Origin of the sequence: Flavobacterium sp. HBTb2-11-1 (genome assembly GCF_009826975.1) — a bacterium.
Lineage (GTDB): Bacteria > Bacteroidota > Bacteroidia > Flavobacteriales > Flavobacteriaceae > Flavobacterium.
Map to the genome: position 1 here is coordinate 49,395 of NZ_WUMO01000004.1, position 25,144 is coordinate 74,538.

A 25,144-nucleotide genomic window follows, 5' to 3' on the forward strand; every position below is an offset into this window, starting at 1 on the left:
AAAAAACAACACAAAACCAGAAACAAAAAACTATGAAAATGAAATGTCTCATTATCGATGATGAACCTATAGCAAGAAACGGAATAGCAGATTTTGTTTCTAAAATTGATTTTCTCGAAACCATCGGTACTTGCGCTTCGGCACTAGAAGCCACTTCATATCTTCAAGAAAAACAGATAGATTTATTATTTCTGGATATAAACATGCCTTATTTGTCTGGATTAGAGTTTTTAGAATCCTTAGAGAATCCGCCATTGGTGATTTTTACAACTGCTTATTCAGAACATGCTCTAGACGGATATCGCCTTCAGGTTGTAGATTATTTATTAAAGCCCATTACTTTTCAGCGTTTTTATCAGGCTTCATTAAAAGCAAAACAATGGCATCAAATGCTGAATTCGCCAAAACAAAATCAATTGGATCCGTTTTTATATGTGCGTCAGGAAGAAGGATTTCAGAAAATTTCTTGGATAGATATTTTATATATCGAAGGAATGCAAAATTACGCTAAACTTCATTTTAAGGATAAGGTGCTGATTATTCATCAGACAATGATTTCATTAGAAGAAACACTTCCAGCAGAAATTTTCTTTCGAATCCATAAATCATTTCTCGTAAATGTTACGCATATCGATTCTATTTCTGGCGGAAGACTATTTATAAAAGGACAAGAACTACCTATTTCAAGAACACGTCGTGAGGAATTATTGAAAGAGGTAGTGTATAAAAACTTACTAAGCAGATAGCTCTAGAATTTCCATTTTAGAGCTATTGCTCCATAAAAAGTAGTCGTGAATCTTGGATCAGCAATATCTTTTTCCTTAAAGATTTCTTTAATTTTTCGGTTTGTTGTCGAAAAACTTCGAACAAGAGTAGTTCCTCCCGTTGGTTCTAAAGTCCAATGTTCTCCAAATTTTATCTGAGGTCTTAAACCCGCAATTATTTGCTGATATCCAAGTAAGGTAGATTTATTCCCAATTTTGGTTTCAGCTGTCATTCCGCTTAATTCTACTACTGCTTTTAAATCGAAAGTATCGGACATTCGATAACCTATTTCTGCACCTTCTGGAAAAGTAACTTTAAAATGTAAAGATCCAGTAGTTTCCCAATTAAAATAAATTCCAGGAAGAACCATTGGCACGCCAAAACTATTGGTTAAAACGGGTCCTGCACCCAAAGCCAGTTTTGGATTAAATTGTTTGATAAAAAGGACCCCACCTTGCAGCAGCAGGTCGTCTTTATTAATTTCAACCATGTCGGTATAAACACCTACCGAAGCCATTACTAATAATGACCAAGAAGAAGAAATAGAGCGCAAATGTTTGATTCCAATTTGCGTATTGAGCAATTCATTAGGAAATCCGCCTTGAAATTCTACTGGAAGATCTTGTATGTTGTAGTTTCTGTTTTCCATTTTGGCATAACTGCTACTAAAAAATACCGACCAGAGTTTTGGATGATCGTATTTATCCATTTTTAAAGATAGCGGCAGTTCAAAAGCCAGCTGTGCTCTTTTAAAATTACTTTCGGCATTTGTCTTAGTGCTGTCTATTGGCCGTACATATTTAGAAAAAGGCACATAATCGACTTTGAATTCGCCTGAAATTCCCGATTGTGAACGTGCAGCAAGGGTTGCCAATAAAAAAAGAAAAAGTTGCGATAGATAAAAGATTGTTTTGTTCATGATTTGATTAATTTTTCTGCGAATTACTACGTTCTAAACCAATCCCAAAAAATCATTTGACTACCGGCACTTTTGTTTTGACCAATGGCATAAAATAAAAAATCCGACAACTATTGCAAGCTGTCGGATTTTTACCAAAAACAAAATAATAAATTAAACCTATTTCTTAAAGTTTAAAACCATAAGCAACACGTAGCGCTACTTGATTGGTTCTAAAGTCATGATAATCTTCGTAACGAACACTTAAATCGATGTACTTGTTGGCATAACCAATTCCTGGAGCCCATAAAAAGGTAGTTTTATCGTAACCGTTTGTTACCGCAAAACCAGCACCCAGTTCTCCTAAAACATAAAATTGATCTTTTAGCACAAAAGCTTTGAAACCTGCTTTGGCCGGAATGAATCCAAGATCTTTTACGTTATTTCCAAGTTCATCTTTTCCCATAAATAAATTTGTAAATCCCGTTGTTAAGGTTAATGATGTTTTTTTTGAAAGATCGTACTGTAAACGTACATCTCCACCCAGAGACCAGTCATAATCGTTATCGGTTGGAAGACCTCCATTTAACCCAATTCCGATTCTAAAACCCTGATCGTAATTTTCGACTTCGCTGTCTTGAGCAAAAGTTGTGTTGGCAAATAAAAACGTGAACGCAGCTAGGCATAACATCTGTAATTTTTTCATGGCTTATATTTTTGAAATTTCTATGATGTAAAATTATAGGGAAGCCATTTGGAGTTTGTTATACAATTTTTAAAAATCGTTACATAATATTGAGTTCGTCTTATTTTTGTCTTAAAATTGGGATATATTTTTATTGATAGGATAGAATTCGAAGCTTCTGACTATCTTTGCGCACAAAATAGAATAGAAGTGAATTTAAAGCAGTACACCAAAGAGTTTTCGTATAATTTAAGACTGGCATATCCTGTTATTTTAGGTATGGTTGGACATACTTTAATTGGTATTGTCGATAATATAATGGTTGGTAAAATTGGAAGCACGGAATTGGCGGCAGTTTCACTTGGAAACAGTATGATTTTTATTGCGATGTCTTTAGGAATTGGCTTTTCTACAGCCATCACACCTATCGTTGCAGAAGGTGATGCAGAGAAAAACGATACCAAAATTCGTTCTGCTTTTCATCACGGATTGTTTCTATGCACGATTTTAGGACTAGTGCTTTTTACAGTAATTATGTTTGCCAAGCCCATTATGGAATTGCTAAAACAGCCAGCAGACGTTATTGTTTTGGCAAAACCCTATTTAGGTTGGGTTGCTTTTTCTCTTATTCCGCTGGTAATGTATCAAGGATACAAGCAATTTGCAGACGGAATGTCGCTAACCAAATATTCTATGTATGCCATGGTAATGGCAAACGTTCTTCACGTTGGAATTAATTATGTTTTAATTTACGGTATTTGGTTTTTTCCAAAAATGGGAATTATCGGAGCAGCTTTGGGAACTGTGATTTCAAGAATATTTTTAGTAATGTTCATGCATATTATGCTTTCGCGAAGAGACGATTTAAAACGCTTCTTTAAAGGTTTCAGTTTTAATGAAATAAAAAAAGCAACTATAAAAAAGATCATCAGTATCGGATTTCCTTCTGCCATGCAGATGCTTTTTGAGGTGGTTTTGTTTACGGCTTCAATCTGGCTTTGCGGCAATATCGGAAAAACAAGTCAGGCGGCAAACCAGATTGCTTTGAGTTTGGCTTCGATGACTTTTATGTTTGCAATGGGATTGAGCGTGACTTCTATGGTGCGTGTAAGTAATCAAAGAGGGTTGATGGATTATAAAAAACTGATTGTTGTAGCACGTTCCATCTTTTTGCTTGCCATTATTCTAGAAACCGTTTTTGCTATTTTCTTTATCGTTTTCCACGATTATCTGCCTTACATTTTCTTGAATATGGAAAATACAGGACAGGTTTTGGATAATGAGGAAGTAATTGCCATTGCCTCAAAACTGCTTTTGATTGCAGCAATTTTCCAGATTTCTGACGGGATCCAAGTTGTGGTTTTAGGCGCTTTGCGCGGATTGCAAGATGTAAAAGTGCCTATGTACATTACTTTTGTAGCCTATTGGGTTATCGGTTTTCCTATTTCGTATTATTTAGGAGAACACACCGAATTAAAAGCTCAAGGTGTTTGGGTCGGACTTTTGGCAGGTTTAACAGCGGCAGCGATCTGCTTGTATGTTCGTTTTCATTACTTAACGAAGAGATTAGTTAAGAATCAGGTACAGAATAATTAAATTTGAATAAAAATGTAAAACACAATTATAAAGATTTTAAAGTTAAAAAGAAATCCTTTGAATCTGAATAATCTGTGTATAGAAACAAATAACCATAAAAAATAAACACATGGAATTACCTAAATTTTTACTTGGAGACAACACTGATTTTCCAGACGATATTTTTATCATTCACTTAGATTATCCAAGATTCATTATCAATTTGAAAGATGATGAGGTTGAATTTTTAGAAGAAGCTGAAGATCTAGACGAAGCAGAATTAAATGCCGAAATGGAAGGTTTGATTGAAAAAGCAAATGAGTTTTATGACAGAGAAATTAACCGTTACGAAGAGTAATTTGTTTTTCTAATTTTTACGTTCTTATACTATTTTAATGAAAAATTTACGTTTCTTAAAGCCTATTTTCAGCTTTATTTTAATCGGATTATTGATTACCACTTTAAGCCGAATCTTTTTATTTTTTCTTTTTAAAGAAAGAGTAGTGCAAACGCCAGATTTCTGGTATATTTTTCCGATCGGTCTTCGAATGGATTTGATATTGCTTTGCTATTTATCGTTTCTACCGGCATTGCTAATTACTTTTTTGCCAAATGATTGGATAAAATTTACCAACAAATTTCTGGTGATTTATAGTTTTCTATTCCTGTTTTTAATTCTTTTTGTAGAATTAGCTTCGCCAGATTTTGTAAAACAATATGACACGCGTCCAAATAAGATTTTCTTAGATTACCTTATTTATCCTAAAGAAGTGGTTGGAATGCTTTTAAAAAGTTATCTGACTTCTATCATCGTGACATTCTTGATTTTGGGAGTTGTGATTTATTTTGCTTTCAAAAAGGGAAAAAAATATTTTCATACAACCAGCGCAGATTACAAATTCAAATTAATGGTTTTTCCATTAGTGGCATTTTTATTGTTTTTTGGAGCACGTTCGAGTCTAACTTCAAAACGACCTATTAACACCAGTAATGCTGTTTTCTCGACAGATCAATTGACAAATACTTTAGGATTAAATTCATTTTATACAGTAGCTTTTGCCGCTTATTCGATTAAAAATGAAGGAAATACTAAAATGTATGGTAAAATGGACGAAGCAGAAGCCATTTCTCGTGTAAAAAAATACATGATTGCTGGTCCAAATGATTTTACCGATAAAGATATTCCGTTTTTACACGTACAGCAGCCAGATTCTGTTGTACAAAAGCCATACAATCTAGTTATCTTTTTACAAGAAAGTCTAGGTGCAGAATATGTTGGAATTTTAGGAGGGAAACCATTAACTCCAGAATTTGATAAATTGTCAAAAGAAGGAACTTTATTTACTAATCTATATTGCACAGGAACCAGAAGCGTACGCGGAATTGAAGCGGTTGTTACTGGATTTTTGCCTTCCCCATCAGAAAGTGTTGTAAAGCTTGGAAACTCACAACAAGGCTTTTTTACTTTAGCGGAAGCATTAAAACAAAAAGGTTACGACACAAGCTTCATTTATGGCGGAATGGCCAATTTTGACAACATGGCTTCTTTTTTCAACGGAAATGGTTTTACAGACATCGTAGATCAAACAGATTTTGATTCTGACGGAAATAAATATGCTTTCAAAGGAACTTGGGGATATTCGGATGAAGATTTGGTAACCAAAGCCAATCAGTATTTCAAGTCAAAAGGAGACAAACCGTTTTTCTCTTTGATGTTCTCGACTTCAAATCATGAACCTTTCGAGTATCCGGCAGGAAGAATTAAACCTTATGATAAAAAGCCTAATACGGTAAACAATGCAATGAAATATGCCGATTTCTCCATTGGAAAATTCTTTGAAATGGCAAAAAAAGAGGCATATTTTAAAAATACGATTTTCATCGTAATTGCAGACCACAATACTAGAACGTATGGAAAGAATTTAGTTCCAATTAATAAATTCCATATTCCAGCATTTATCATGGGGCCTGGAGTTGCAAAAGGAGCAGTTTATGACAGGTTAGCAAGCCAGATTGATATTCCGCCAACATTATTAGGATATTTAGGTATGCCGTTTGAAACACCAATGGTAGGACGAAATCTAACGAAACTGGATCCGAAAGTACAAGGAAGATCTATTATGCAGTTTAATGATATCAATGCTTTTAGAGTAGAAAACCAAGTGGTGATCATGCAGCCAAATTTGAAACCACTTCAATTCGAAATCAAAAATGATACAACTTTAGTTCCTGTAAAACTAAACGAAGATTTAGCAAAAGATGCTTTAGCACACGTTATTATAGCAGGGAATTTGTATAAAGAAAGTAAGTATAAGCTTAGGCCTAAAAAATAGGTTCAAAGGCTCAGAGTTACAAAGGTTCAAAGGTTTTACTTTGAACCTTTTCTTTTTTTTAATGGAGATATGTCAAAGATTTGTCATTTCGACGAAGGAGAAATCTCCGCGAGTAGCTCTACAAAGTTTATCAATCTTTGTAGATATAGCAACGAAGATTTCTCCTTCGTCGAAATGACAAGATTGTTGATGAATTAAAGGAGCAAAGCGACTTTTTTCTACTCTGAACCTTTGTCACTTTGAGCCTTTACACCTTTATTAAAATACAATTTTAATAAACTAGAAGCAGCTGCAAACGATGAAATTTCATTGTTTTGCACTGCTTTTTTACTTGTTTCTAAAAGCGAAATTATATCAGGCTGATTATAGAAATTCTGTTTCAGTTGTTCGTTGATGGTTTCCATCATCCAGAAATGATTTTGTTCATTTCTTTTCTCTTGGAAAAATCCTGTTTCTTTCGTCATTTCAAAATATTCAGAAATCGTGTTCCAGACCTCAGGAATGCCATCTTTTGTCAGCGAACTGCAAGTAGTGACTTTAGGCTGCCAGTTTGATTTTTGTGAAGGAAATAAATGCAAAGCACGATTAAATTCCAATTTCGCCTGATTGGCTTTTTTTATATTATCTCCGTCGGCTTTGTTAATGACAATTGCATCTGCCATTTCCATAATACCACGTTTAATGCCTTGAAGTTCATCGCCTGCACCAGAAATTTTCAAAAGCAAGAAGAAATCGACCATGCCGTGAACAGCGGTTTCGCTTTGCCCAACTCCAACAGTTTCGATAATGATGGTATCAAAACCTGCGGCTTCACAAAGAATAATAGTTTCTCGAGTTTTTCGTGCCACACCGCCTAACGTTTCTCCAGAAGCACTTGGACGGATGAAAGCATTTTCATCTTTAACCAATTCTTCCATTCGAGTTTTATCGCCTAGAATACTTCCATGCGAAAGCGAGCTGCTCGGATCAACTGCCAAAACCGCTACTTTTTTTCCTAACTGGGTAAGATGTTTTCCAAAAGCTTCAATAAAAGTGCTTTTGCCGACACCCGGAACACCTGTAATTCCAATGCGAATTGATTTATTGGCATGAGATAGGCAGCCTTGAATCACTTCGCCCGCTTTTTCAAAATGATCAGGATTGGTGCTTTCAATTAAAGTAATGGCACGGCTTAAAGAAGTTCTATTGCCTTCTAAAATACCATCAATTAATTCCTGAGAAGTGGGTTGCTGTCTGCGTTTGTTTTTAATTTGATTGATAGCCGAAATATTGGTGATTTCGGGAGGTGAAATTCCAGCTTTTTCAGATATACTGCCAGTTTGTTTATTAGAATTTGACAAAACGCACTTTTTAGAAATGTAAAAATACAGAAAACAAAGACAGTTTCAAAAAGTTAGTTCGCCACGACCCGAGCGATAGCGAATAGGCGAAGCAATTACACGAATTTCCACTAATTTGTTATTGTCAAAAAGGAGCAAAAATAAGTTTGCCACGAATTCACGAATTTTTGTTTTAAAATCTTTGTATTTATTTATTCGAATTAATTCGAATAATAATATCAGATATAGTTTTTCAAATGAAAATTCGTGAATTGCTTCGCCTGTTCACTATCGCTCGAGTCGTGGCAAAAAAAAAACTTAGAATCTTAGTGCCTTAGCAACTTAGCATCTTTAAAAATTAATATCCAGCTGTAAAGCGTACTTGATGATGTTTTGGAGTTTCTACTTCATCAGCAATTACAACAGCTAAATCTTCTACAGAAAGAATACTTCTTTGTTCATCATTGAAAACAGGATTTTCGAGACCTAAACGGTATTTTCCAGTTCTTCCGGTTTTAGTCCCCGCGTGCATTTCGAATGCAGGGCTGAAGAATGCCCAATCCAAATCTTTTTCTTCTTTGATGATATTTAAATAATGTCTCGCGGCGTTGGCTCCAGGGAAAATCTCTTTCGGAAAATCTGGAGTATCAACTGCTTGTAAATCTGGAGCAACATATAAACTTCCAGCTCCACCAATTGTAATGAAACGCTTAACACCCGATTTTTTAACCGCTTCTTGAATAGATTTAGAACCTGCTAAAAAGTCATCGTAAATATTAGGATTAGTCCAACCTGGATTGTAAGCATTCACAACAGCATCATGACCTTTCAAGATTTCTGCCAAAGCGTCAACATTAAAAATATCTGCAGCTACCCATTTAGCATTTGCTGTATCTTTTGGAGTTCTTGCAATAGCAGTAATTTCATGTTTTCTGTCTGCCAATTCGTTTAAAATTGCTGAGCCAACAAATCCTGTAGCTCCGATAAGTGCGATTTTCATAATATATAAATTTATTTAGTAGTAAAAAATGTTACAGTTTTAGTCAAAAAAATAGTTTTAAAATTGATTTGAAAAATCTTCCAATGAAATTCCCTCCAGCTGCTTGCTGACATTTTGATTCATTTCGCTATATAAAGCTTCCAAATACTGATTGATGTTTTTTCCAACAGGACAATCAGGATTCGGCTGATTTTTTGCAAAGCCTAACCCAATCGTTTCAAAGGTCATTTCGAATATTTGTTTTAAAGTTAGATCAGCAGCATTGACCGCTAATTTTGTACCGCCATTTTTTCCTTCTTTACTTTCTACAATATGATGAGCTTTTAAATTGGCAATTTCTTTTCGAACCAAAACAGGATTTAGATTAATACTACCCGCAATAAACTCCGATGACAAATAATCATTTGGGAATTTATGGAGTAAAGTAAGAATGTGAATTGTTATGGCAAATTTACCTGAAATCATACTGTAATAAAATATGTTACAAATTTACATCTTTTTGCAACTAAAAAAACAATTTTAACTAAAAATTAATTATAGCAATTAAAATTACAAAATATACTAATGGAAAAAGCACATCTTTAATATGAATGATGTGCTTTTTTCGCATTGACTATTTTGATTTTTGATTGATTCCTAGTGAAGAAAAATATACCCATGCTATAAAAAGAAGTTGCATTGGTATTCTGATCCATAAATACGATAAACCTTTACCAGTATAGTCGGCTGTCTGTAAATTGATATTGTGGATTGCGGCATAGATGTTAGCTGGAAGCAGTAAAATAAAAAATAAAATCAGCAGTTTTCCTGTAAGGACTTTGGTTTTCGGGAGTAGCAATCCAATTGCTGCAATTAATTCTATGATCCCTGTAACAAACACAATAGCATTTGCCCAAGGTAAAAAAGAGATCATCATTGCCATTCCTTTAGCAAAAACAAAATGACCAATAGCAGTAAATACTAGCATAACCGCCATAGCTACTCTACTAGCAAATACTAATTCAAATCGTTTAGTGGTCAGCCAAATAATAAGTAACGTTGCGATAAAAACTCCAAAAAGCACGATTAAGGTTTCCATATCTTTTTTTTATTGTACAAAGTTGCGCAGTAAAGAAAGCTAAAACAATGAACCTGGGTTAATAAATTCGTTTTCTGATTCGGCTTAAAGCTTGTGGAGTAATGCCAATGTAAGAGGCAAGATATTTTTGCGGAATTTTTTGTATTAAATGCGGTTGCTCTGTGAATAAATTAAGATATCGCTGCTCAGCAGAATCGTTTAGCAAAGACAGTTCTCTCTTTGATTTTTTAATAAATAATCCTTCGCTTGCTAGTCTGCCGATGGTATTGCCAATTTTAGTTTTGGCATAAATGTCTTGAAGATCATTATATGAAATGCGCCAAAGTATGGTGTCAGAAAGAGCTTCGATCGTGTAGTTTACTGGTAATCTGGTAATAAAAGAATCATAGCCACTTGTAAATTCGCCATCAAATACAAAAGTAAAGGTTAGGTCTTTATTCTCAGAAGGAACATAATACCTAAGGATTCCCTTTTCTATAAACGAAAGATAATTTTCTACGGAACCAATCTGAAGTATTGCTGTTTTCTTTGAAAATTCCTGACGAATGAGTCTTGACGAAAAGGCGTTCCAGTCTTCATCAGAAAGTTTAGCCATTAGTTCGAAATTATCCCTTATTTGCTGCATAGATTTTTAGAATTACATATTAAAAGTAACAAAAAACTTAAAGAGAGACGATAATTTGTTCAACCCATCAATTTATAATTTCCTATTTTTGTCTTGAAGCCATGATATGAACAACTTTATACTAATATTTCTCTTTCTTTCGCTGGGTTTAGTTTTACAGCACGTAAAACAGTTTCCTACTCATATTTATAAGACGTTAAATAAAATTGTTATTTATTTCTGCCTTCCTGCGATTACTTTATACCATATTCCGAAAATAAAGTGGAGCAGCGAATTGCTGTTTCCGATAGGAGCGGGGTGGATTACGTATATTCTGGCTTTTATTTTTTTCCATTTTTTAGGGAGAAGAAATGGCTGGTCCAATAAATTGATTGGATGTTTGATTTTAACGGCAGGTTTGAGCAATAGTTCTTTTTTGGGTTATCCGATTATTGAAGCTTTGTTTGGAAAGAAAGGTTTAGAAACAGCTGTATTGGTTGATCAGCCGGGAACTTTTGTTGTGGTTTCGACACTTGGGGTTTTTACCGCAGCTTTTTATTCTAAAGGAAGTCCGAATGCATTAGGGATTTTCAAAAAAATCATCACGTTTCCTCCATTTCTGATGTTTGTTTTGGCGTGTCTGATGAATGTTTTCGATTATAATTTAAATGAAAACTTTCAATCTGTATTATTAAAAATAGGAAGTTTGGTAACACCTTTGGCTTTGCTTTCTGTTGGTTTGCAATTGACTTTTGACCGAAAAAGCCAGCATTGGAAGTTTTTACGTTTGGGGCTTTTCTTTAAACTGCTTTTGATTCCTTTTGTAATTTTTGTGCTCTATGTTTTCATTTTTAAACAGCATTCTGAAGTTATAAAAATTACGATCATGGAAACCGCCATGGCGCCAATGATAACGGGAGCAATCTTAGCTTCAACATACGGATTAAAGCCAAAATTAAGCAGTATGATGATCGGTTTCGGAATTCCAATTTCCTTTATTACACTTGCTTTTTGGTATTTTGTTTTGAGCTTTATTTAGGAGTAAAATACTAATTATATCGACAAAGTAGAATTTTAACTTTTTTTAAGAAAATCAATGTTTTCTATATGCTTTTTTTGGTTAATTTTAGATGAACTAAAAAAATGAAATTATGTCAACATTAAGATTAGGCGATATAGCTCCAGACTTTCACGCAGAAACCACGCAAGGACCAATTAATTTTCACGAATGGCTAGGAGATTCGTGGGGTGTTTTATTTTCGCATCCAGCAGATTTTACGCCAGTTTGCACAACTGAATTGGGAACAGTGGCGAACTATGTGCCAGAATTCAAAAAAAGAAATACTAAAGTTATAGCTCTGAGTGTAGACGGTTTAGATTCGCACAAAGAGTGGATTAAAGATATCAACGAAACTCAAAATACAGAAGTAAATTTCCCAATCATTGCAGATGAGGATAAGAAAGTAGCAAATCTATATGATATGCTTCATCCAAATGCAAGTGATAAATTTACAGTTCGTTCGGTTTTTGTTATCGGACCAGATAAAAAAATCAAATTAACGCTGACTTATCCAGCTTCAACAGGAAGAAATTTTGACGAATTGCTTCGTGTAATTGACAGTTTACAATTGACAGCAAACTACAGCGTTGCAACGCCAGCCAACTGGAAAGATGGAGAAGATGTGGTAATCGCGCCTGCAATTCCAGACAGCGACATTCCTGCTAAATTCCCAAAAGGACATACACCGATAAAACCTTATTTGCGTTTGACTCCGCAACCGAATAAGTAATTTTGAGGTCCAAAGGTTCAAAGGAGCAGAGAGCCAAAGCTTGAAGGCTGGTATTTTTCTATTTGGAAAAATCCCAGCCTTTTTATTTTCTACGAGATCTTTGAACCTTTGTCCCTTTGAACCTTTGCACCTTCAAAAGCCAACAACGCATTCATTCTTTTTTTATCTCCTACAACCCAGAGGATATCGTTTTTTTCTAAGATCAAACTAGATTCTGGATTTAGGATGCGGTTTCCGTTTCGCTCAATTCCTACGACCATTCCGTCTGTTTTGGCTCTGAATTGGCCGATGCTTTTTTGAATAAATTCGTCTTGAGAAACTTCAAGCTGACGTAAAACAATATCGGTTTCTTCTATTTTTGTAGGCGGTTCTGTTTCGTTTTGGGTTAGGAATTTTGTGAACTCGGCAATTTGGGCATCAGTTCCAATTACACATATTTCATCGCCTGGGAATAGGCGCTCCGTTTTCGTCGGAATCGGAATGGTGACTTCTCCTCTTTTAATGTAGGCAATGTTGATTCCTAACTGTTCACGAATTTTGAGTTCCTGCAAAGTCTGACCCACTAAATTTGATTCTTTTTTAATTTCGAAGAAAGACATGTGTCCGTCCCACGGCATTAAATTGGCGTATCTTCTGTCAATTTTTTTGTTTTCGCGATCGTTAAGATTCTTTAAAAAGTGACTTTCAATTCTATGGTATTGCTCATTTAGCTTTTTAGGGAAAATTTGATACGCTCCGATTGCAATAATCAACGCTACAAAAGCTACTAAAGGAGAGAAGAAGATATTCAATAAAAAACCAACAAAGAATAATCCAAGACTCATTCTTATCAAGATAAGCATTAAAAGTGCGCCACGATATTTGCGTTCTTCCCATAGCGCTTCGACTTCATCTACTTTTACACGGCGAAGAGAAAGCGCCCATAAAAATGGTGCAATTATGACTAGAGTCAATAAAGCGGCCAAAGTATTTCCGAATCTGGTATCAGCAACCAAAGGCGCTACAAATTTGGAAGACAATAATATAATGGCCGTAATAATAATGGTATGAAGAATAATTTGCGTAATCGAAGAGCGAAGTACAATCTGCCAAGTGCTGACAGACTTAATGGCTTGCGCATTCACACTATAACGGTTAATGTTTTTAACCCATCTTTTTGGCATTTTTGCTTCTAAAAATAAAGCAAATCCTTCTGAATATTTAATTAAAAATGGAGTTGTAAATGTGGTAATGGCAGATACTGCCACAATGATTGGGTATAAGAAATCGCTTGTAACTTTTAAGGACATTCCGAGAGTAGCAATAATAAAGGAAAACTCCCCAATTTGCGCCAAACTCATTCCGGTTTGAACTGATTGTTTTAACGGCTGGCCAGAAATTAATGCCCCAATAGAAGAACTAAATGCTTTTCCGAATATGGTCAATAAAGTAATTATGGCAACAGGAAGAGCATAATTTATCAATGTCACAGGGTTAATTAACATCCCGACAGATACAAAGAAAACAGCACCAAAAAAATCTTTTACGGGTTGAATTAAATGTTCAATTTTTTCTGCCATCGTAGTTTCAGCAATAATAGATCCCATAATAAAAGCGCCTAAAGCTGGAGAAAAACCAACATTTGAAGCAAAAATTACCATCATTAAACATAATGCTAATGAGATAATCAACAGCATTTCGTCTGTTAAAAGGTGTTTGGCTTTTTTGAAAATAGTTGGAATAATAAAAATTCCTCCCAAAAACCAAATGATTAAAAAGAAAATAAGTTTTAAAACAGATTGCAGTAATGCTGTTCCAGAAACCTGATCGCTCACGGCAATAGTTGATAGCAAAACCAGCATCAGAATGGCCACAATATCTTCAACGATTAAAGCTCCGAAAACAATTCCAACGAACTTTTTTCCTTTCACGCCTAATTCATCAAAAGCTCTAATGATAATGGTTGTAGAGGAAATAGAAAGTGTAGCTCCCAAGAAAATACTGTCCATTTTTCCCCAGCCCATCCATTGTCCGACTGCATAACCAATTACGGTCATAAACAAGATCTGGGTTATGGCGGTGACAGACGAAGTCCCTCCAACCTTCATTAGTTTTTTAAAGCTGAATTCGAGTCCTAAACTAAAAAGTAAAAATATAACCCCAATTTCTGCCCAGACTTCGACACTTTTCATATCGGTTATAGAGGGGAAGAAATCAAAATGGTTTCCGGCTAAAAATCCTGCAATCAGGTAACCTAGAACCAAAGGCTGTTTCATTTTTCTAAATAATAGAACAGCGATTCCGGCGGTCATCAGGATTAATCCTAAATCACTAATTAAAGGTTGTAAGTGGTGTGAAGTTTCCGCAGCGGCATTTAATGCAATCATATAAAAACGTGGTATTTTTTTAGCGGCTGATCCAGCTTTTTATTTCAAATGAAATTCATGAACTCCAATTAGATAATGGAGTGTAATCTGGATTTGCCTCTGGATTTAATAAAAAAAAAGCTATCTCGATAAAGATAGCTTTTTTTGGTAAAATATTTGGTGTTTTTCTTAAATTCCTGTGTAATTACTAGGAGTTATAGCCAATAATTCTGCTCTAACGGCATCTGAAACTTCCAGAGTCGCAATAAAGTTATGAATTGCATTTTTGTCGATTGCTTCATTCGTTCTTGTTAGGCCTTTTAGAGCTTCGTACGGATTTGGATATGCTTCTCGACGTAAAATCGTCTGAATAGCTTCAGCAACTACAGCCCAGTTTTTCTCTAAATCTTCAGCAAATTTACTTTCATTCAAAAGCAATTTATTCAAGCCTTTCAAAGTTGCTTCAAAAGCAATAATAGTATGTCCAAAAGGAACACCAACATTACGTAAAACGGTACTGTCAGTTAAATCACGCTGTAATCTTGAGATTGGTAATTTTGCAGCTAAATGTTCAAAAATAGCATTTGCAATTCCTAAGTTTCCTTCTGAGTTTTCAAAATCAATTGGATTTACTTTGTGTGGCATTGCAGAAGATCCGATTTCTCCAGCTTTGATTTTTTGTTTGAAATAATCCATTGAAACGTACGTCCAAATATCGCGATCTAAATCAATGATAATCGTATTGATTCTTTTTAAAGCATCGAAGAAAGCAGCAAAATGATCGTAGTGCTCAATTTGAGTAGTTGGGAAAGAATGTTTTAAACCAAGATCAGTTTCAACAAATTTATTTCCGAATTGTTTCCAGTCAATTTGCGGATAGGCTACGTGATGTGCATTGAAATTTCCTGTTGCTCCTCCAAATTTAGCAGCAAACGGAATGTTGAATAACAAACGCATTTGCTCTTCTAAACGCTCTACGAAAACCAAAATCTCTTTTCCTAAACGAGTAGGAGAAGCAGGCTGTCCGTGTGTACGTGCCAGCATTGGAATGTCTTTCCACTCAACGCTTAATTCTTTTAATTTTGCAATTACAGCAATTAAGGTTGGCATATAAACTTGCTCAAACGCTTCTTTTGTAGAAAGTGGAATAGCAGTATTATTAATGTCTTGAGATGTTAATCCGAAGTGAATGAACTCTTTGTATTGAGATAAACCTAATTTTTCAAAAGCATCTTTAATAAAGTACTCAACCGCTTTTACGTCGTGGTTGGTTACTTTCTCTGTTTCTTTAATCCAAAGTGCATCTTCAGTCGAGAAATTTTTGTAGATGTTTCTCAAGTTTTCAAATAAACTAGAATCAATACCTTGTAACTGTGGTAATGGAATTTGGCATAAAGCAATGAAGTATTCCACTTCAACCAAAACGCGGTATTTTATTAAAGCTTCTTCAGAGAAGAAAGGTGCTAAATTTTGAGTTTTATTTCTATATCTTCCATCAATTGGCGATATAGCATTCAATTCGTTTAGAGTAGTCATTGTGATGTTGTTTTTTCGAAAGGTGCAAATATAAGGTATTGTTAAAACTTCTGAAAGCTATATTTGAGCTTAAATCATGGTTTTGAAAATTTTATCCCAAATGGTAAAGTAAAAACCGTAATTGTGAGATTCATTTTTATGATGATCATTATGAAATTTCGTGGTAGAAATCCATTTTGTAAAGGAATTGCTGTACCAAAAAGAAGGAAATATGTCTTTTTTTAAATGCCCGAATATTCCATAAGACAGATTTAGAACCAGATAAATAATGATACTTAAATAATTAAACTTCAAAATCGTAATTAAAAACAGCCATATAAAACCAAAACCTAAAGTTTCTATCGGGTGAAGGACATATAAACTGTAAACGTTGGTTTCGATATGTGTATGATGAAGTTTATGAATTGGGTAAAGCCATTTTAAATGATGAACCAGAAAATGAAAAACAAACATGAAAAGATCCATCAGAAGAATTAACAGAAGCGTATCAAAAATGATAAGTTTAATAGATGCTGAAAAGTCTATTTTCATAATTCCGTAGCGATACAGTTCAAAACCGATTAAAGTGATGAATGTGTTGCAAAGAAGCGTAGAAAGAACCCATTTTCGATCTTTATGCTGTAAAAAGGTGTTTTCTGGTTCCAGCATTTTTCCAATTAAAACAGATAAACCGACCAGCGCAGAGTTTTCTATTAAAAAGAAAACAAAGAGCCAGAATAGATTAAATTGAGTTAGTTGCTGTAACCAGCTTTCAAAAATCATGTTGTTTTTTCTAAGTTCAATAATTTTTCTCTTAAATCGGCAACTCCTTCAGAAGCAAATTTGGCAATCGTTTCAACTTTATTTCTAAGATTCGGAATCGAAATAGGTTTCGGATCAATATAAAAAACAGGTGTTGTGCTAGGTGTATAAGAAATTAATCCTGCAGCAGGATAAACTTGCAGTGATGTGCCAATAACAGCAAAATAATCTGCTGTTTCTGTAATGTCAATGGCTTCTTCGAGTGCAGGAACTTCTTCGCCAAACCAAACAATATGCGGACGCAATTGATATCCGTTTGCATCGAAATCTCCAGTAAGCAAATCTTCTGTCCAATCCAAAATCAGATTTTTATTTTGAGTGCTTCGTACTTTTAGTAATTCGCCATGCAAATGCAAAACGTTTGTGCTTCCTGCGCGTTCATGAAGATCGTCAACATTTTGAGTGATAATTTGCACATCGAAGTCTTTTTCTAATTCTGCCAAAATAATATGACCCAAATTCGGATTTACTTCTTTTAACTGTTGGCGTCTTTTATTGTAGAAATCTAGAACCAACTCTTGATTTTTATACCAACCTTCTGGAGTGGCAACTTCCATCACATCATGTCCTTCCCATAAACCATCACTGTCGCGAAAAGTTTTAATGCCGCTTTCAGCGCTAATTCCTGCTCCTGTTAAAACAACCAGTTTCTTTTTCATTCGTAGTTATATTAAAAGATAAAAATAGTGATTTCTTTATTCAATGTTTAGTAAATAGCGAGGAGAAACTATACTTTTTGGGATAAAAGAATGGGGGTTTATACGCTTTGTCTCTCTTTCTGAATTATTTAATTTTAATGTTCTGTTTGGTAAAAGTGATTCAAGATGATTTTAATTCAATTTACAGGGCTTTCTGGTTCAGGAAAAACGACTTTGGCGGAAAATGTCAGGCATCTGCTGCTTCAAAATAATTACGAAGCTGAAATACTAGATGGCGATGTTTATCGGCAGACAATCTGTAAAGATTTAGGGTTTTCTAAAGAAGACCGATGCGAAAATGTACGGCGTCTTTTTAAGATTGGCAGAAGTTTAATCGAGGAAAATAAAATCGTTTTGATGTCGGTTATAAATCCGTATGAAAATGTTAGAAGTGAATTAAGAGCTTTTGAATTTGTAAAAACAGTATTTCTTGATTGCTCTATTGCTAATTTGATTGCAAGAGATCCGAAGGGATTATACAAAAGAGCATTACTGCCAGATAATGATCAAAATAAAATTAGAAGTTTTACGGGTATAAGCGATGTTTTTGAAATTCCAGAAAAAGCAGATCTAGTACTAAAAACAGATTCAGAAGCTGTTTTGGTTTCTGCCAATAAACTCTACAATTTTATAATTAGCAATTTAAAATCTTAAGGTTATGAATCCTTCTTCCTGCCAGCTTCCCATTTCTTTTTCAATAGAAAAACTGCAAAACGATTTACAGACTTGCGAGACCAATTTATGGACACCGCATTTTAATACGAATCGTTACGAAGGAAAATGGACAAGCGTTTCTTTGCGGTCGCAATCTGGTTTGGAAACCGACATACTTTCTTTTGCAGATAAAGAATATAAAAATACGCCTTTGTTGGATAGCTGTCCGTATTTTAAAGAAATAATGGATTGGTTTGAATGCGAAAAAGAAGCGGTGAGATTACTAAGACTGGGTCCTAATAGTGAGATAAAAGAGCATGTTGATAATGATACGTCGTATGAAGATGGTTTTTTCAGGATTCATGTTCCTATTGTAACCAATTCTGAAGTTTATTTTTATGTAGATAAAAAACTAGTTCCAATGAAAATGGGGGAGTGCTGGTATGCCAATTTTCAATTGCCACACAGTGTTCAGAATAAGAGTTCAGAACCTAGAATTCATTTGACTTTGGATTGCATAAGAAATGATTGGTCTGATGAATTGTTTTCTAAAATGGGTTTTGATGTGAATTGCGTATATAAGAAACAATATTCAGATGAGGTAAAGCAGCAGATTATTGCAGAGCTTTCTAGAAATCCATCCGAAACCAATGTTAAGATTATTGCCGAACTTCAATCACAAATGAACTCATAAAAATGGAAAGTATACAGCATCTTATCTCAAATTGGATTCCGATTAAATTGATTGAAAAAGAAAATGAAGTCTATTTTGAATGGATTTATTTTTCCGACATTCCTTTTGCAGATCCTTTTTTTGAAGAAACAATTGCGAAATGTAGAAGCCATAACTATAATTCAAAACTGTTTAAATTAATAAGTACAGCAGAAAATCTAATTGAATGGTCTAACGAACTCGAATTTGTACCATTAAAAGGATTTGTTTTTCATATATCAAGATGTGGCTCTACTATGTTAAGTCAGTGCTTAGCGACTTCGTCTGAAAACATTGTGGTGTCTGAAGCTCCAATTGTCGATCAGATTTTAAGAAGCGACGCTTTTGACGCAGATACCAAATCGGTTTTGCTTAAATCGGTTATCAGATTGCTTGGACAGAAACGATCTCCTGAACAAAAAAATCTTATTATAAAACTAGACGCATGGAGCATTTTTGAGGCTTCTTATTTGCGATCGGTTTTCCCTAAAATTCCTTTTGCATTACTGTATCGAAATCCAGGAGAAGTTTTAAGGTCGCACCAAAAGATGGCGGGTATGCATGTGATTCCAAATTTAATTCCGTCGAGTGTTTTTGGAATTACTTCTAAAGAAGTTCAAGAGGTGAGTTTTCAGCAGTATCAAGCTTTGGTTTTAGAAAAATATTTTCAAGGTTTTCTCCATTTTTATGAAAAAGACAGCAATGTGATACTGCTGAATTATAATGATGGAATGAAAAATGTCGTAGAAAGATTTATAGCTTTCATAAATGTCAAATTTTCCGAAATTGAATTAAATGGCATGTTGGAACGACTTAAAAAACATTCTAAAAATGAAAATACTGTTTTTATTGGAGATTCTTATAAAGACGATATTTTGTCTATTAATTTGAATGAAGTTAATCTGCTTCACGAAAAGCTGAATGCCAATTTCATTGAAGATTTGGCACGTTGAAAATTTGGACGAAGCTTCTTTTTCTTTTATTTATGTATTTTTGCGCCAAACTTAAATAAAATGATTGATTTAGATTATCTCGCATTCTTAGAAAACATATTAACTGAAAATAGAAAAGCTAATTTTTTAAAAGTACTAGAGAATAGAACAAAACATTTTACAGTTGCAGTAGAAGATGTTTATCAGATGCATAATACAAGCGCAGTAATGCGAAGCTGTGAAGTTTTTGGAATTCAGGAATTAAATGTAATTGAACAGCGCTTTGGAAAAAGAATCGATAAAGAAATTGCTTTAGGTGCGCAAAAATGGGTTGACATTAACCGATTTGATTCGGTTTCAGGATGCCTTTCAGATTTAAGAAGCAAAGGATACCAGATTATTGCCACAACTCCACATGAAAAAGACTGTATGCTTGAAGATTTTGATATCTCAAAACCAAGCGCTTTATTCTTTGGAACAGAAAAAGAAGGATTGTCCAAAGAAATTATGGATAACGCCGATGGTTTCTTAAAAATACCAATGGTAGGTTTTACAGAAAGTTTGAATATTTCTGTATCGGCTGCGATTATTATTCAAAGCTTGACCAATAGACTTAGAAGGTCTGATATTAATTGGAAATTAACTGATGAAGAAATTTTAGCAAAACGTTTGGATTGGGCCAAAAATTCGATACGCGATATAAAACGAATTGAAGAGCGTTATTATCAGGATAATCCTAGATAAGTCGCAGTTTTCAGTCTCAGTCACAGTTCGAAGTATAAACTAGAAATTTAGATAAATAAATAAATAAAAGAAAAGACCGATAGTTTAAACTATCGGTCTTTTTTATGGTATTTAAAGTATCAGTCTGTAAACTAAGACTGCGACTGAATACTAAAAAAATATTTAGTTAATCAAAACCCAAGTTCCAGCAGCGATTAATGCCTCAGCTTTTTTGTACTTCATTGTTTCTGTTTTACCAGTTGCAACTTCCTGAACTGTTACAGTATCATTTCGGTTGATTTTTGGCATATCTCTAACGATAGTTTCAGTAACCTGACGCTGTTGTGTTTCTCCAGCTTCACGGTTTAAGCTTTCGCTATTTGGAATTTCGTCTTTGCTTAGCTGTAAGTTTTCTTTTGGACGAGCTACCTCTCTTGCTTCGTGAATTTCAGGAGCGTTTTGAGCAGGTAAGTCACCTTTAAATAAGAATGAAATTACTTCTTTATTAACGTTATCCAACATTCCTCTAAACAAGTTGAAAGCTTCTAATTTGTAGATAAGCAATGGATCTTTTTGCTCGTGAACCGCCAATTGAACAGATTGTTTCAATTCGTCCATTTTGCGTAGGTGTTTTTTCCAAGCCTCATCAACAATAGAAAGTGTGATGTTTTTCTCAAAATCAGCAATCAATTGAGCTCCTTCGCTGTCATAAGCTTTTTTCAAGTCTGTTACCACATTCAAAGTTTTGATTCCGTCTGTAAATGGAACTACAATTCTTTCGAAATGATTGTTTGGCTCTTCATAAACTCCTTTAATGATTGGGAAAGCTTCTCTTGCGCTTCTTTCAGTTTTTTCTGTATAGAATGCTAAGGCTTCTTTGTAAACTTTTCCAGTAACTTCAATATCATTTAATTTTGCAAATTCGGCTTCTGAAATCGGAGATGTAATTCCGAAATAACGAATCAAATCAAATTCAAATCCTTTGAAGTCATTCGCCACTTTATTGTTGCTTACGATTAATTCGCAAGTGTCATAAAGCATATTCGCGATATCCAGTTTCAAACGCTCACCAAACAATGCGTGACGACGACGTTTGTAAACTACTTCACGTTGAGAGTTCATTACGTCATCATATTCTAATAAACGTTTACGAACCCCAAAGTTGTTTTCTTCTACTTTTTTCTGAGCACGTTCGATAGATTTAGTCATCATAGAATGCTGAATAACTTCACCTTCTTTTAATCCCATTCTGTCCATTACTTTCGCAACTCTTTCAGAACCGAATAAACGCATTAAGTTATCTTCAAGGGAAACGTAGAATTGAGAACTTCCTGGATCTCCTTGACGGCCAGAACGACCGCGCAACTGTCTGTCTACACGACGAGAATCGTGACGCTCTGTACCAACGATTGCTAAACCTCCCGCAGCTTTTACTTCTGGAGATAATTTAATATCGGTACCACGACCAGCCATGTTTGTTGCAATTGTTACAACTCCAGCTTTACCAGCTTCTTCAACGATTTGTGCCTCTTGTTTGTGCATTTTAGCGTTCAATACGTTGTGTTGGATTCCTCTCATTTTAAGCATACGGCTTAATAACTCTGAAATCTCTACAGAAGTTGTTCCAATCAATACTGGTCTTCCTGCTTTTGATAATTCAGTAACATCCTCAATTACAGCGTTGAATTTTTCGCGTGTAGTTTTGTAAATGTAATCTTCTTTATCTTGTCTTGCAATCGGACGGTTTGTAGGAATTTCAACAACATCCAATTTATAGATTTGCCATAACTCGCCAGCTTCTGTAACAGCAGTACCAGTCATACCTGCTAATTTGCTGTACATTCTGAAATAGTTCTGTAATGTAACTGTTGCAAAAGTTTGAGTTGCAGCTTCAATTTTTACGTTTTCTTTTGCTTCGATCGCTTGGTGAAGACCGTCTGAATAACGACGTCCGTCCATGATACGACCTGTCTGCTCATCGACAATCATAATTTTGTTGTCCATGATAACGTACTCTACATCTTTTTCGAATAAAGCATATGCTTTTAAAAGCTGAGTAAGAGTATGGATACGTTCACTTTTTACGCCAAAATCTTGGAATAATCTTTCTTTGGCTTCAGCTTCCGCGTCTTTATCTAATTTTTGTTTTTCAATAGCAGCTATTTCTGTTCCGATATCTGGTAAAACGAAGAAATCTGCATCAGTATCTCCAGAAAGGTATTTGATACCGTTGTCTGTCAATTCAACTTGATTGTTTTTTTCTTCAATCACAAAATACAAAGCTTCGTCAACTTTGTGCATTTCACGATTGTTATCTTGCATATATTGATTTTCAGTTTTTTGAAGCAATTGTTTAATTCCTTCTTCACTTAAAAATTTAATTAATGCTTTGTTTTTAGGTAAACTTCTGTAAGCTCTCAATAATTGAAAACCTCCATCTTTTGTATTACCTTCTTTGATTAATTTTTTAGCTTCAGCTAAGAAACCATTTGCTAACTGACGTTGTTGTGCAACTAAGTTTTCGATTTTTGGTTTCAATTCGTTGAATTCATGACGATCTCCTTGAGGAACCGGTCCAGAAATGATAAGAGGTGTTCTAGCATCATCAATTAATACAGAGTCAACCTCGTCGACAATGGCAAAATTATGTTTTCTCTGCACTAAATCGCTAGGCGAGTGCGCCATGTTATCTCTTAGGTAGTCAAAACCAAATTCGTTGTTGGTTCCGTAAGTGATATCCGCATCGTAAGCTTTTTTTCTAGCTTCTGTACTTGGTTGGTGATTGTCGATACAGTCAACAGATAAACCGTGGAACTCGAATAAAGGAGCTTTCCATGTGCTATCACGTTTCGCTAAGTAGTCGTTCACCGTTACTAAGTGAACTCCGTTTCCTGTCAAAGCATTTAAGTAAAGTGGAAGAGTAGCTACCAAAGTTTTACCTTCTCCCGTTTGCATTTCGGCAACTTTACCTTCATGCAATACCATACCACCAATTAACTGAACATCGTAGTGAATCATGTCCCAAGTGATGTCTTTTCCGGCAGCATTCCATTTGTTAGCCCAAATAGCTTTATCACCATCAATAGTGATATATGATTTTGTTGCTGAAAACTCGCGATCTTTTGGAGTTGCTGTAACTTCAATGTATGAGTTTTCTTTAAAACGGCGAGCCGTTTCTTTTACAACAGAAAAAGCTTCTGGAAGAATTTCCATTAAAGTTTTTTCTGAGATTTCATAAGCTTCTTTTTCAAGAGCATCTATTGCATCATAAAAGTCTTCTCTTTTATCGATGTCTTCGATGTTTTCTACTTCGGCTTTCAGCGAAGCAATTTTAGCATCTTTTTCAGCTCTAGCTTCTTTGATTCTATCTTTAAAATAAACGGTTCTTCCTCTTAATTCGTCGTTTGTAAGACTCATTAAAGGAGCTTCGAATGTTTTAATTTTATTTAAGTAAGGTTGTAAAGCTTTGACATCTTTCTGCGACTTATCGCCGACAAAGACTTTAATAATACTGTTTATGAAACTCATGATTTATTGTATTTCTTTTATTATATAATATGTATTTGAACCAAAAAAAAAGTCTCTATGATGAGACTTTTTCCTTTGGTTTATTTTTTAATATTCATCCTCATTCCAAAGATAATCTTCGTCTGTTGGATAATCAGGCCAAATTTCTTCCATTGATTCATATATCTCACCTTCATCTTCGATTGACTGAAGGTTTTCTACTACCTCTAATGGAGCACCAGCTCTAATGGCGTAGTCAATAAGTTCATCTTTGTTAGCAGGCCATGGCGCATCACTTAAATAAGATGCTAATTCTAATGTCCAATACATCTGTTATCTGTTTAGTTTGTGCAAAAATAAATTTTTTACTGAAAAAGACAAGTAAATTTTGATTTATTTTAATAAAATTTAAGAACGTCAATTGCTAAATTCCAATTTTTAAATTCCAAACCCCAAAAAAGGCAGTTATAGCGCCTAGTTTCGGAATTTTATTATGTAATTTAAATTCCTGGATTTTTACTTTTTCCTTGGAATTTGGGATTTCAAAAATTTGGAATTTCCAGAAGATTTATTTTCTGGGTATCCATTTCACTTCCTCCGCTTTTAAGTCAGAAGACAACTTCCGTGCCAAGACAAAAAGATAGTCAGAAAGTCGGTTTAAGTACTGTATTGCTATTTCTGGAACGTGTTCATTATGACTTAAATGTACTGCTAAACGCTCTGCACGCCGGCAAATACAGCGCGCTATATGACAATGTGACACGGTTGGGTGTCCGCCAGGTAAAACGAAATGAGTCATTGGTGGAAGGCTCTCGTCCATTTTATCTATTTCGTTTTCGAGTAATTCAATATCGGAGTCAATTATACCAAGATTTTGTAAGCGAAGTTTTCCGTTTTTTAAAACTTCTTTCTCTTGTGGAGTTGCCAAAATGGCACCAACCGTAAAAAGGCGATCTTGGATTTCGATTAAAATGGTTTTGTAATGCGAATCCATTTCCTGATCGCGAATTAATCCAATATAAGAATTCAGCTCATCAACAGTTCCATAACTGTCAATTCTGATGTGATCTTTTGGTACGCGAGTTCCTCCAAAAAGAGCTGTTGTGCCTTTATCGCCTGTTTTGGTATATACTTTCATTTTTTTAAAGATGCTAAGGTTCTGAGGTGCTGAGATGCTAAGTTTTTCTTC

General features: G+C 34.7%; 24 protein-coding genes. 10 read left to right on the forward strand and 14 right to left on the reverse strand.

Features of this window, described 5'->3' with window-relative positions; translation table 11 throughout:
* Window positions 1-32: 32 nt before the first annotated feature.
* Window positions 33-746 (forward strand): LytTR family DNA-binding domain-containing protein, encoded by a 714-nt coding sequence (locus GR162_RS09660; RefSeq protein ID WP_160781983.1) that lies wholly within the window; start codon window positions 33-35, stop codon window positions 744-746.
* A gap of 2 nt (window positions 747-748) precedes the next feature.
* Here the strand turns inward: GR162_RS09660 and GR162_RS09665 are convergent, their stop codons facing one another.
* Window positions 749-1,684, reverse strand: a complete 936-nt coding sequence (locus GR162_RS09665) for a DUF6268 family outer membrane beta-barrel protein (RefSeq protein WP_160781984.1) — start codon at window positions 1,682-1,684, stop codon at window positions 749-751.
* A 166-nt stretch (window positions 1,685-1,850) separates the two neighbouring features.
* Entirely contained in the window at window positions 1,851-2,369 is a 519-nt protein-coding gene (locus GR162_RS09670; protein WP_160781985.1) for a porin family protein, read from the reverse strand.
* 189 nt (window positions 2,370-2,558) lie between these two features.
* Here GR162_RS09670 and GR162_RS09675 point away from each other — a divergent pair, with 189 nt between their 5' ends.
* The 3 genes from GR162_RS09675 to GR162_RS09685 all read left to right on the forward strand — a co-directional run bounded on the left by GR162_RS09675 (window position 2,559) and on the right by GR162_RS09685 (window position 6,256).
* On the forward strand, window positions 2,559-3,944 hold the full coding sequence (locus GR162_RS09675) for an MATE family efflux transporter (protein WP_160781986.1): 1,386 nt from the start codon (window positions 2,559-2,561) through the stop codon (window positions 3,942-3,944).
* A gap of 109 nt (window positions 3,945-4,053) precedes the next feature.
* On the forward strand, window positions 4,054-4,281 hold the full coding sequence (locus tag GR162_RS09680) for a hypothetical protein (protein WP_072973177.1): 228 nt from the start codon (window positions 4,054-4,056) through the stop codon (window positions 4,279-4,281).
* Between the two features lie 37 nt (window positions 4,282-4,318).
* Window positions 4,319-6,256 carry an LTA synthase family protein gene (locus tag GR162_RS09685; RefSeq protein ID WP_160781987.1) on the forward strand — a complete coding sequence of 646 codons (1,938 nt, stop codon included), beginning with the start codon at window positions 4,319-4,321 and terminating at the stop codon, window positions 6,254-6,256.
* A gap of 218 nt (window positions 6,257-6,474) precedes the next feature.
* Here GR162_RS09685 and meaB read toward each other — a convergent pair whose 3' ends face one another.
* The 5 genes from meaB to GR162_RS09710 form a co-directional block, all read right to left on the reverse strand.
* Window positions 6,475-7,596 (reverse strand): methylmalonyl Co-A mutase-associated GTPase MeaB, encoded by a 1,122-nt coding sequence (gene meaB, locus GR162_RS09690; RefSeq protein WP_160781988.1) that lies wholly within the window; start codon window positions 7,594-7,596, stop codon window positions 6,475-6,477.
* Between the two features lie 337 nt (window positions 7,597-7,933).
* Window positions 7,934-8,575, reverse strand: coding sequence for an NAD(P)-dependent oxidoreductase (locus tag GR162_RS09695; protein WP_160781989.1), 642 nt, complete (start codon window positions 8,573-8,575; stop codon window positions 7,934-7,936).
* 57 nt (window positions 8,576-8,632) lie between these two features.
* Entirely contained in the window at window positions 8,633-9,040 is a 408-nt protein-coding gene (locus GR162_RS09700) for an Rrf2 family transcriptional regulator (RefSeq protein WP_160781990.1), read from the reverse strand.
* 148 nt (window positions 9,041-9,188) lie between these two features.
* Window positions 9,189-9,653 (reverse strand): hypothetical protein, encoded by a 465-nt coding sequence (locus tag GR162_RS09705; RefSeq protein WP_160781991.1) that lies wholly within the window; start codon window positions 9,651-9,653, stop codon window positions 9,189-9,191.
* 58 nt (window positions 9,654-9,711) lie between these two features.
* Window positions 9,712-10,278 (reverse strand): Crp/Fnr family transcriptional regulator, encoded by a 567-nt coding sequence (locus GR162_RS09710; RefSeq protein ID WP_160781992.1) that lies wholly within the window; start codon window positions 10,276-10,278, stop codon window positions 9,712-9,714.
* 106 nt (window positions 10,279-10,384) lie between these two features.
* On the opposite strand from GR162_RS09710, the gene GR162_RS09715 reads away from it, so the two are divergent.
* Both GR162_RS09715 and GR162_RS09720 read left to right on the forward strand, forming a co-directional pair.
* Complete coding sequence (locus tag GR162_RS09715; protein ID WP_160781993.1) at window positions 10,385-11,296, forward strand: AEC family transporter; 912 nt, start codon at window positions 10,385-10,387, stop codon at window positions 11,294-11,296.
* Between the two features lie 112 nt (window positions 11,297-11,408).
* Window positions 11,409-12,047: a peroxiredoxin gene (locus tag GR162_RS09720; protein WP_111363956.1), complete on the forward strand. Its 639-nt coding sequence runs from the start codon at window positions 11,409-11,411 to the stop codon at window positions 12,045-12,047.
* Between the two features lie 89 nt (window positions 12,048-12,136).
* On the opposite strand, the gene GR162_RS09725 is transcribed toward GR162_RS09720, so the two are convergent.
* From GR162_RS09725 to GR162_RS09740, 4 genes are all read right to left on the reverse strand, one after another.
* The gene (locus GR162_RS09725; protein WP_160781994.1) at window positions 12,137-14,413 is read right to left on the reverse strand and encodes a cation:proton antiporter; all 2,277 of its coding nucleotides are present in this window, start codon (window positions 14,411-14,413) and stop codon (window positions 12,137-12,139) included.
* Window positions 14,414-14,581: 168 nt separating this feature from the next.
* The gene (gene purB / locus GR162_RS09730; protein ID WP_160781995.1) at window positions 14,582-15,928 is read right to left on the reverse strand and encodes an adenylosuccinate lyase; all 1,347 of its coding nucleotides are present in this window, start codon (window positions 15,926-15,928) and stop codon (window positions 14,582-14,584) included.
* 69 nt (window positions 15,929-15,997) lie between these two features.
* Window positions 15,998-16,690: a sterol desaturase family protein gene (locus GR162_RS09735; RefSeq protein ID WP_160781996.1), complete on the reverse strand. Its 693-nt coding sequence runs from the start codon at window positions 16,688-16,690 to the stop codon at window positions 15,998-16,000.
* Window positions 16,687-17,388 carry an NAD-dependent deacylase gene (locus tag GR162_RS09740; RefSeq protein ID WP_160781997.1) on the reverse strand — a complete coding sequence of 234 codons (702 nt, stop codon included), beginning with the start codon at window positions 17,386-17,388 and terminating at the stop codon, window positions 16,687-16,689. The genes GR162_RS09735 and GR162_RS09740 overlap by 4 nt, the downstream gene beginning before the upstream one ends.
* 165 nt (window positions 17,389-17,553) lie before the next feature.
* Between GR162_RS09740 and cysC the strand changes: the two genes are divergently transcribed.
* From cysC to GR162_RS09760, 4 genes are read left to right on the forward strand one after another with little or no spacing between them, the layout of a single operon-like run.
* Window positions 17,554-18,081 carry an adenylyl-sulfate kinase gene (gene cysC / locus GR162_RS09745; protein WP_160781998.1) on the forward strand — a complete coding sequence of 176 codons (528 nt, stop codon included), beginning with the start codon at window positions 17,554-17,556 and terminating at the stop codon, window positions 18,079-18,081.
* A 4-nt stretch (window positions 18,082-18,085) separates the two neighbouring features.
* Window positions 18,086-18,775, forward strand: coding sequence for an aspartyl/asparaginyl beta-hydroxylase domain-containing protein (locus tag GR162_RS09750; protein WP_160781999.1), 690 nt, complete (start codon window positions 18,086-18,088; stop codon window positions 18,773-18,775).
* Between the two features lie 2 nt (window positions 18,776-18,777).
* Entirely contained in the window at window positions 18,778-19,746 is a 969-nt protein-coding gene (locus GR162_RS09755; RefSeq protein ID WP_160782000.1) for a sulfotransferase family protein, read from the forward strand.
* A gap of 60 nt (window positions 19,747-19,806) precedes the next feature.
* Window positions 19,807-20,469, forward strand: a complete 663-nt coding sequence (locus tag GR162_RS09760) for an RNA methyltransferase (protein ID WP_008468050.1) — start codon at window positions 19,807-19,809, stop codon at window positions 20,467-20,469.
* Window positions 20,470-20,631: 162 nt separating this feature from the next.
* Here the strand turns inward: GR162_RS09760 and secA are convergent, their stop codons facing one another.
* The 3 genes from secA to GR162_RS09775 all read right to left on the reverse strand — a co-directional run bounded on the left by secA (window position 20,632) and on the right by GR162_RS09775 (window position 25,093).
* Window positions 20,632-23,976, reverse strand: a complete 3,345-nt coding sequence (secA, locus tag GR162_RS09765; RefSeq protein ID WP_160782001.1) for a preprotein translocase subunit SecA — start codon at window positions 23,974-23,976, stop codon at window positions 20,632-20,634.
* Window positions 23,977-24,063: 87 nt separating this feature from the next.
* Entirely contained in the window at window positions 24,064-24,285 is a 222-nt protein-coding gene (locus GR162_RS09770) for a DUF2795 domain-containing protein (protein WP_007138072.1), read from the reverse strand.
* A gap of 238 nt (window positions 24,286-24,523) precedes the next feature.
* Window positions 24,524-25,093, reverse strand: coding sequence for a cob(I)yrinic acid a,c-diamide adenosyltransferase (locus tag GR162_RS09775; protein WP_160782002.1), 570 nt, complete (start codon window positions 25,091-25,093; stop codon window positions 24,524-24,526).
* Window positions 25,094-25,144: the final 51 nt, after the last annotated feature.

Excerpts from the sequence above, each read along its gene's own strand:
- GR162_RS09660 (WP_160781983.1), top strand. The coding sequence starts at position 33 with ATGAAAATGAAATGTCTCATTATCGATGATGAACCTATAGCAAGAAAC.
- GR162_RS09665 (WP_160781984.1), bottom strand. The coding sequence starts at position 1,684 with ATGAACAAAACAATCTTTTATCTATCGCAACTTTTTCTTTTTTTATTG.
- GR162_RS09670 (WP_160781985.1), bottom strand. The coding sequence starts at position 2,369 with ATGAAAAAATTACAGATGTTATGCCTAGCTGCGTTCACGTTTTTATTT.
- GR162_RS09680 (WP_072973177.1), top strand. The coding sequence starts at position 4,054 with ATGGAATTACCTAAATTTTTACTTGGAGACAACACTGATTTTCCAGAC.
- GR162_RS09685 (WP_160781987.1), top strand. The coding sequence starts at position 4,319 with ATGAAAAATTTACGTTTCTTAAAGCCTATTTTCAGCTTTATTTTAATC.
- GR162_RS09695 (WP_160781989.1), bottom strand. The coding sequence starts at position 8,575 with ATGAAAATCGCACTTATCGGAGCTACAGGATTTGTTGGCTCAGCAATT.
- GR162_RS09700 (WP_160781990.1), bottom strand. The coding sequence starts at position 9,040 with ATGATTTCAGGTAAATTTGCCATAACAATTCACATTCTTACTTTACTC.
- GR162_RS09705 (WP_160781991.1), bottom strand. The coding sequence starts at position 9,653 with ATGGAAACCTTAATCGTGCTTTTTGGAGTTTTTATCGCAACGTTACTT.
- GR162_RS09710 (WP_160781992.1), bottom strand. The coding sequence starts at position 10,278 with ATGCAGCAAATAAGGGATAATTTCGAACTAATGGCTAAACTTTCTGAT.
- GR162_RS09715 (WP_160781993.1), top strand. The coding sequence starts at position 10,385 with ATGAACAACTTTATACTAATATTTCTCTTTCTTTCGCTGGGTTTAGTT.
- GR162_RS09720 (WP_111363956.1), top strand. The coding sequence starts at position 11,409 with ATGTCAACATTAAGATTAGGCGATATAGCTCCAGACTTTCACGCAGAA.
- GR162_RS09725 (WP_160781994.1), bottom strand. The coding sequence starts at position 14,413 with ATGATTGCATTAAATGCCGCTGCGGAAACTTCACACCACTTACAACCT.
- purB (WP_160781995.1), bottom strand. The coding sequence starts at position 15,928 with ATGACTACTCTAAACGAATTGAATGCTATATCGCCAATTGATGGAAGA.
- GR162_RS09735 (WP_160781996.1), bottom strand. The coding sequence starts at position 16,690 with ATGATTTTTGAAAGCTGGTTACAGCAACTAACTCAATTTAATCTATTC.
- GR162_RS09740 (WP_160781997.1), bottom strand. The coding sequence starts at position 17,388 with ATGAAAAAGAAACTGGTTGTTTTAACAGGAGCAGGAATTAGCGCTGAA.
- cysC (WP_160781998.1), top strand. The coding sequence starts at position 17,554 with ATGATTTTAATTCAATTTACAGGGCTTTCTGGTTCAGGAAAAACGACT.
- GR162_RS09750 (WP_160781999.1), top strand. The coding sequence starts at position 18,086 with ATGAATCCTTCTTCCTGCCAGCTTCCCATTTCTTTTTCAATAGAAAAA.
- GR162_RS09755 (WP_160782000.1), top strand. The coding sequence starts at position 18,778 with ATGGAAAGTATACAGCATCTTATCTCAAATTGGATTCCGATTAAATTG.
- GR162_RS09760 (WP_008468050.1), top strand. The coding sequence starts at position 19,807 with ATGATTGATTTAGATTATCTCGCATTCTTAGAAAACATATTAACTGAA.
- secA (WP_160782001.1), bottom strand. The coding sequence starts at position 23,976 with ATGAGTTTCATAAACAGTATTATTAAAGTCTTTGTCGGCGATAAGTCG.
- GR162_RS09770 (WP_007138072.1), bottom strand. The coding sequence starts at position 24,285 with ATGTATTGGACATTAGAATTAGCATCTTATTTAAGTGATGCGCCATGG.
- GR162_RS09775 (WP_160782002.1), bottom strand. The coding sequence starts at position 25,093 with ATGAAAGTATATACCAAAACAGGCGATAAAGGCACAACAGCTCTTTTT.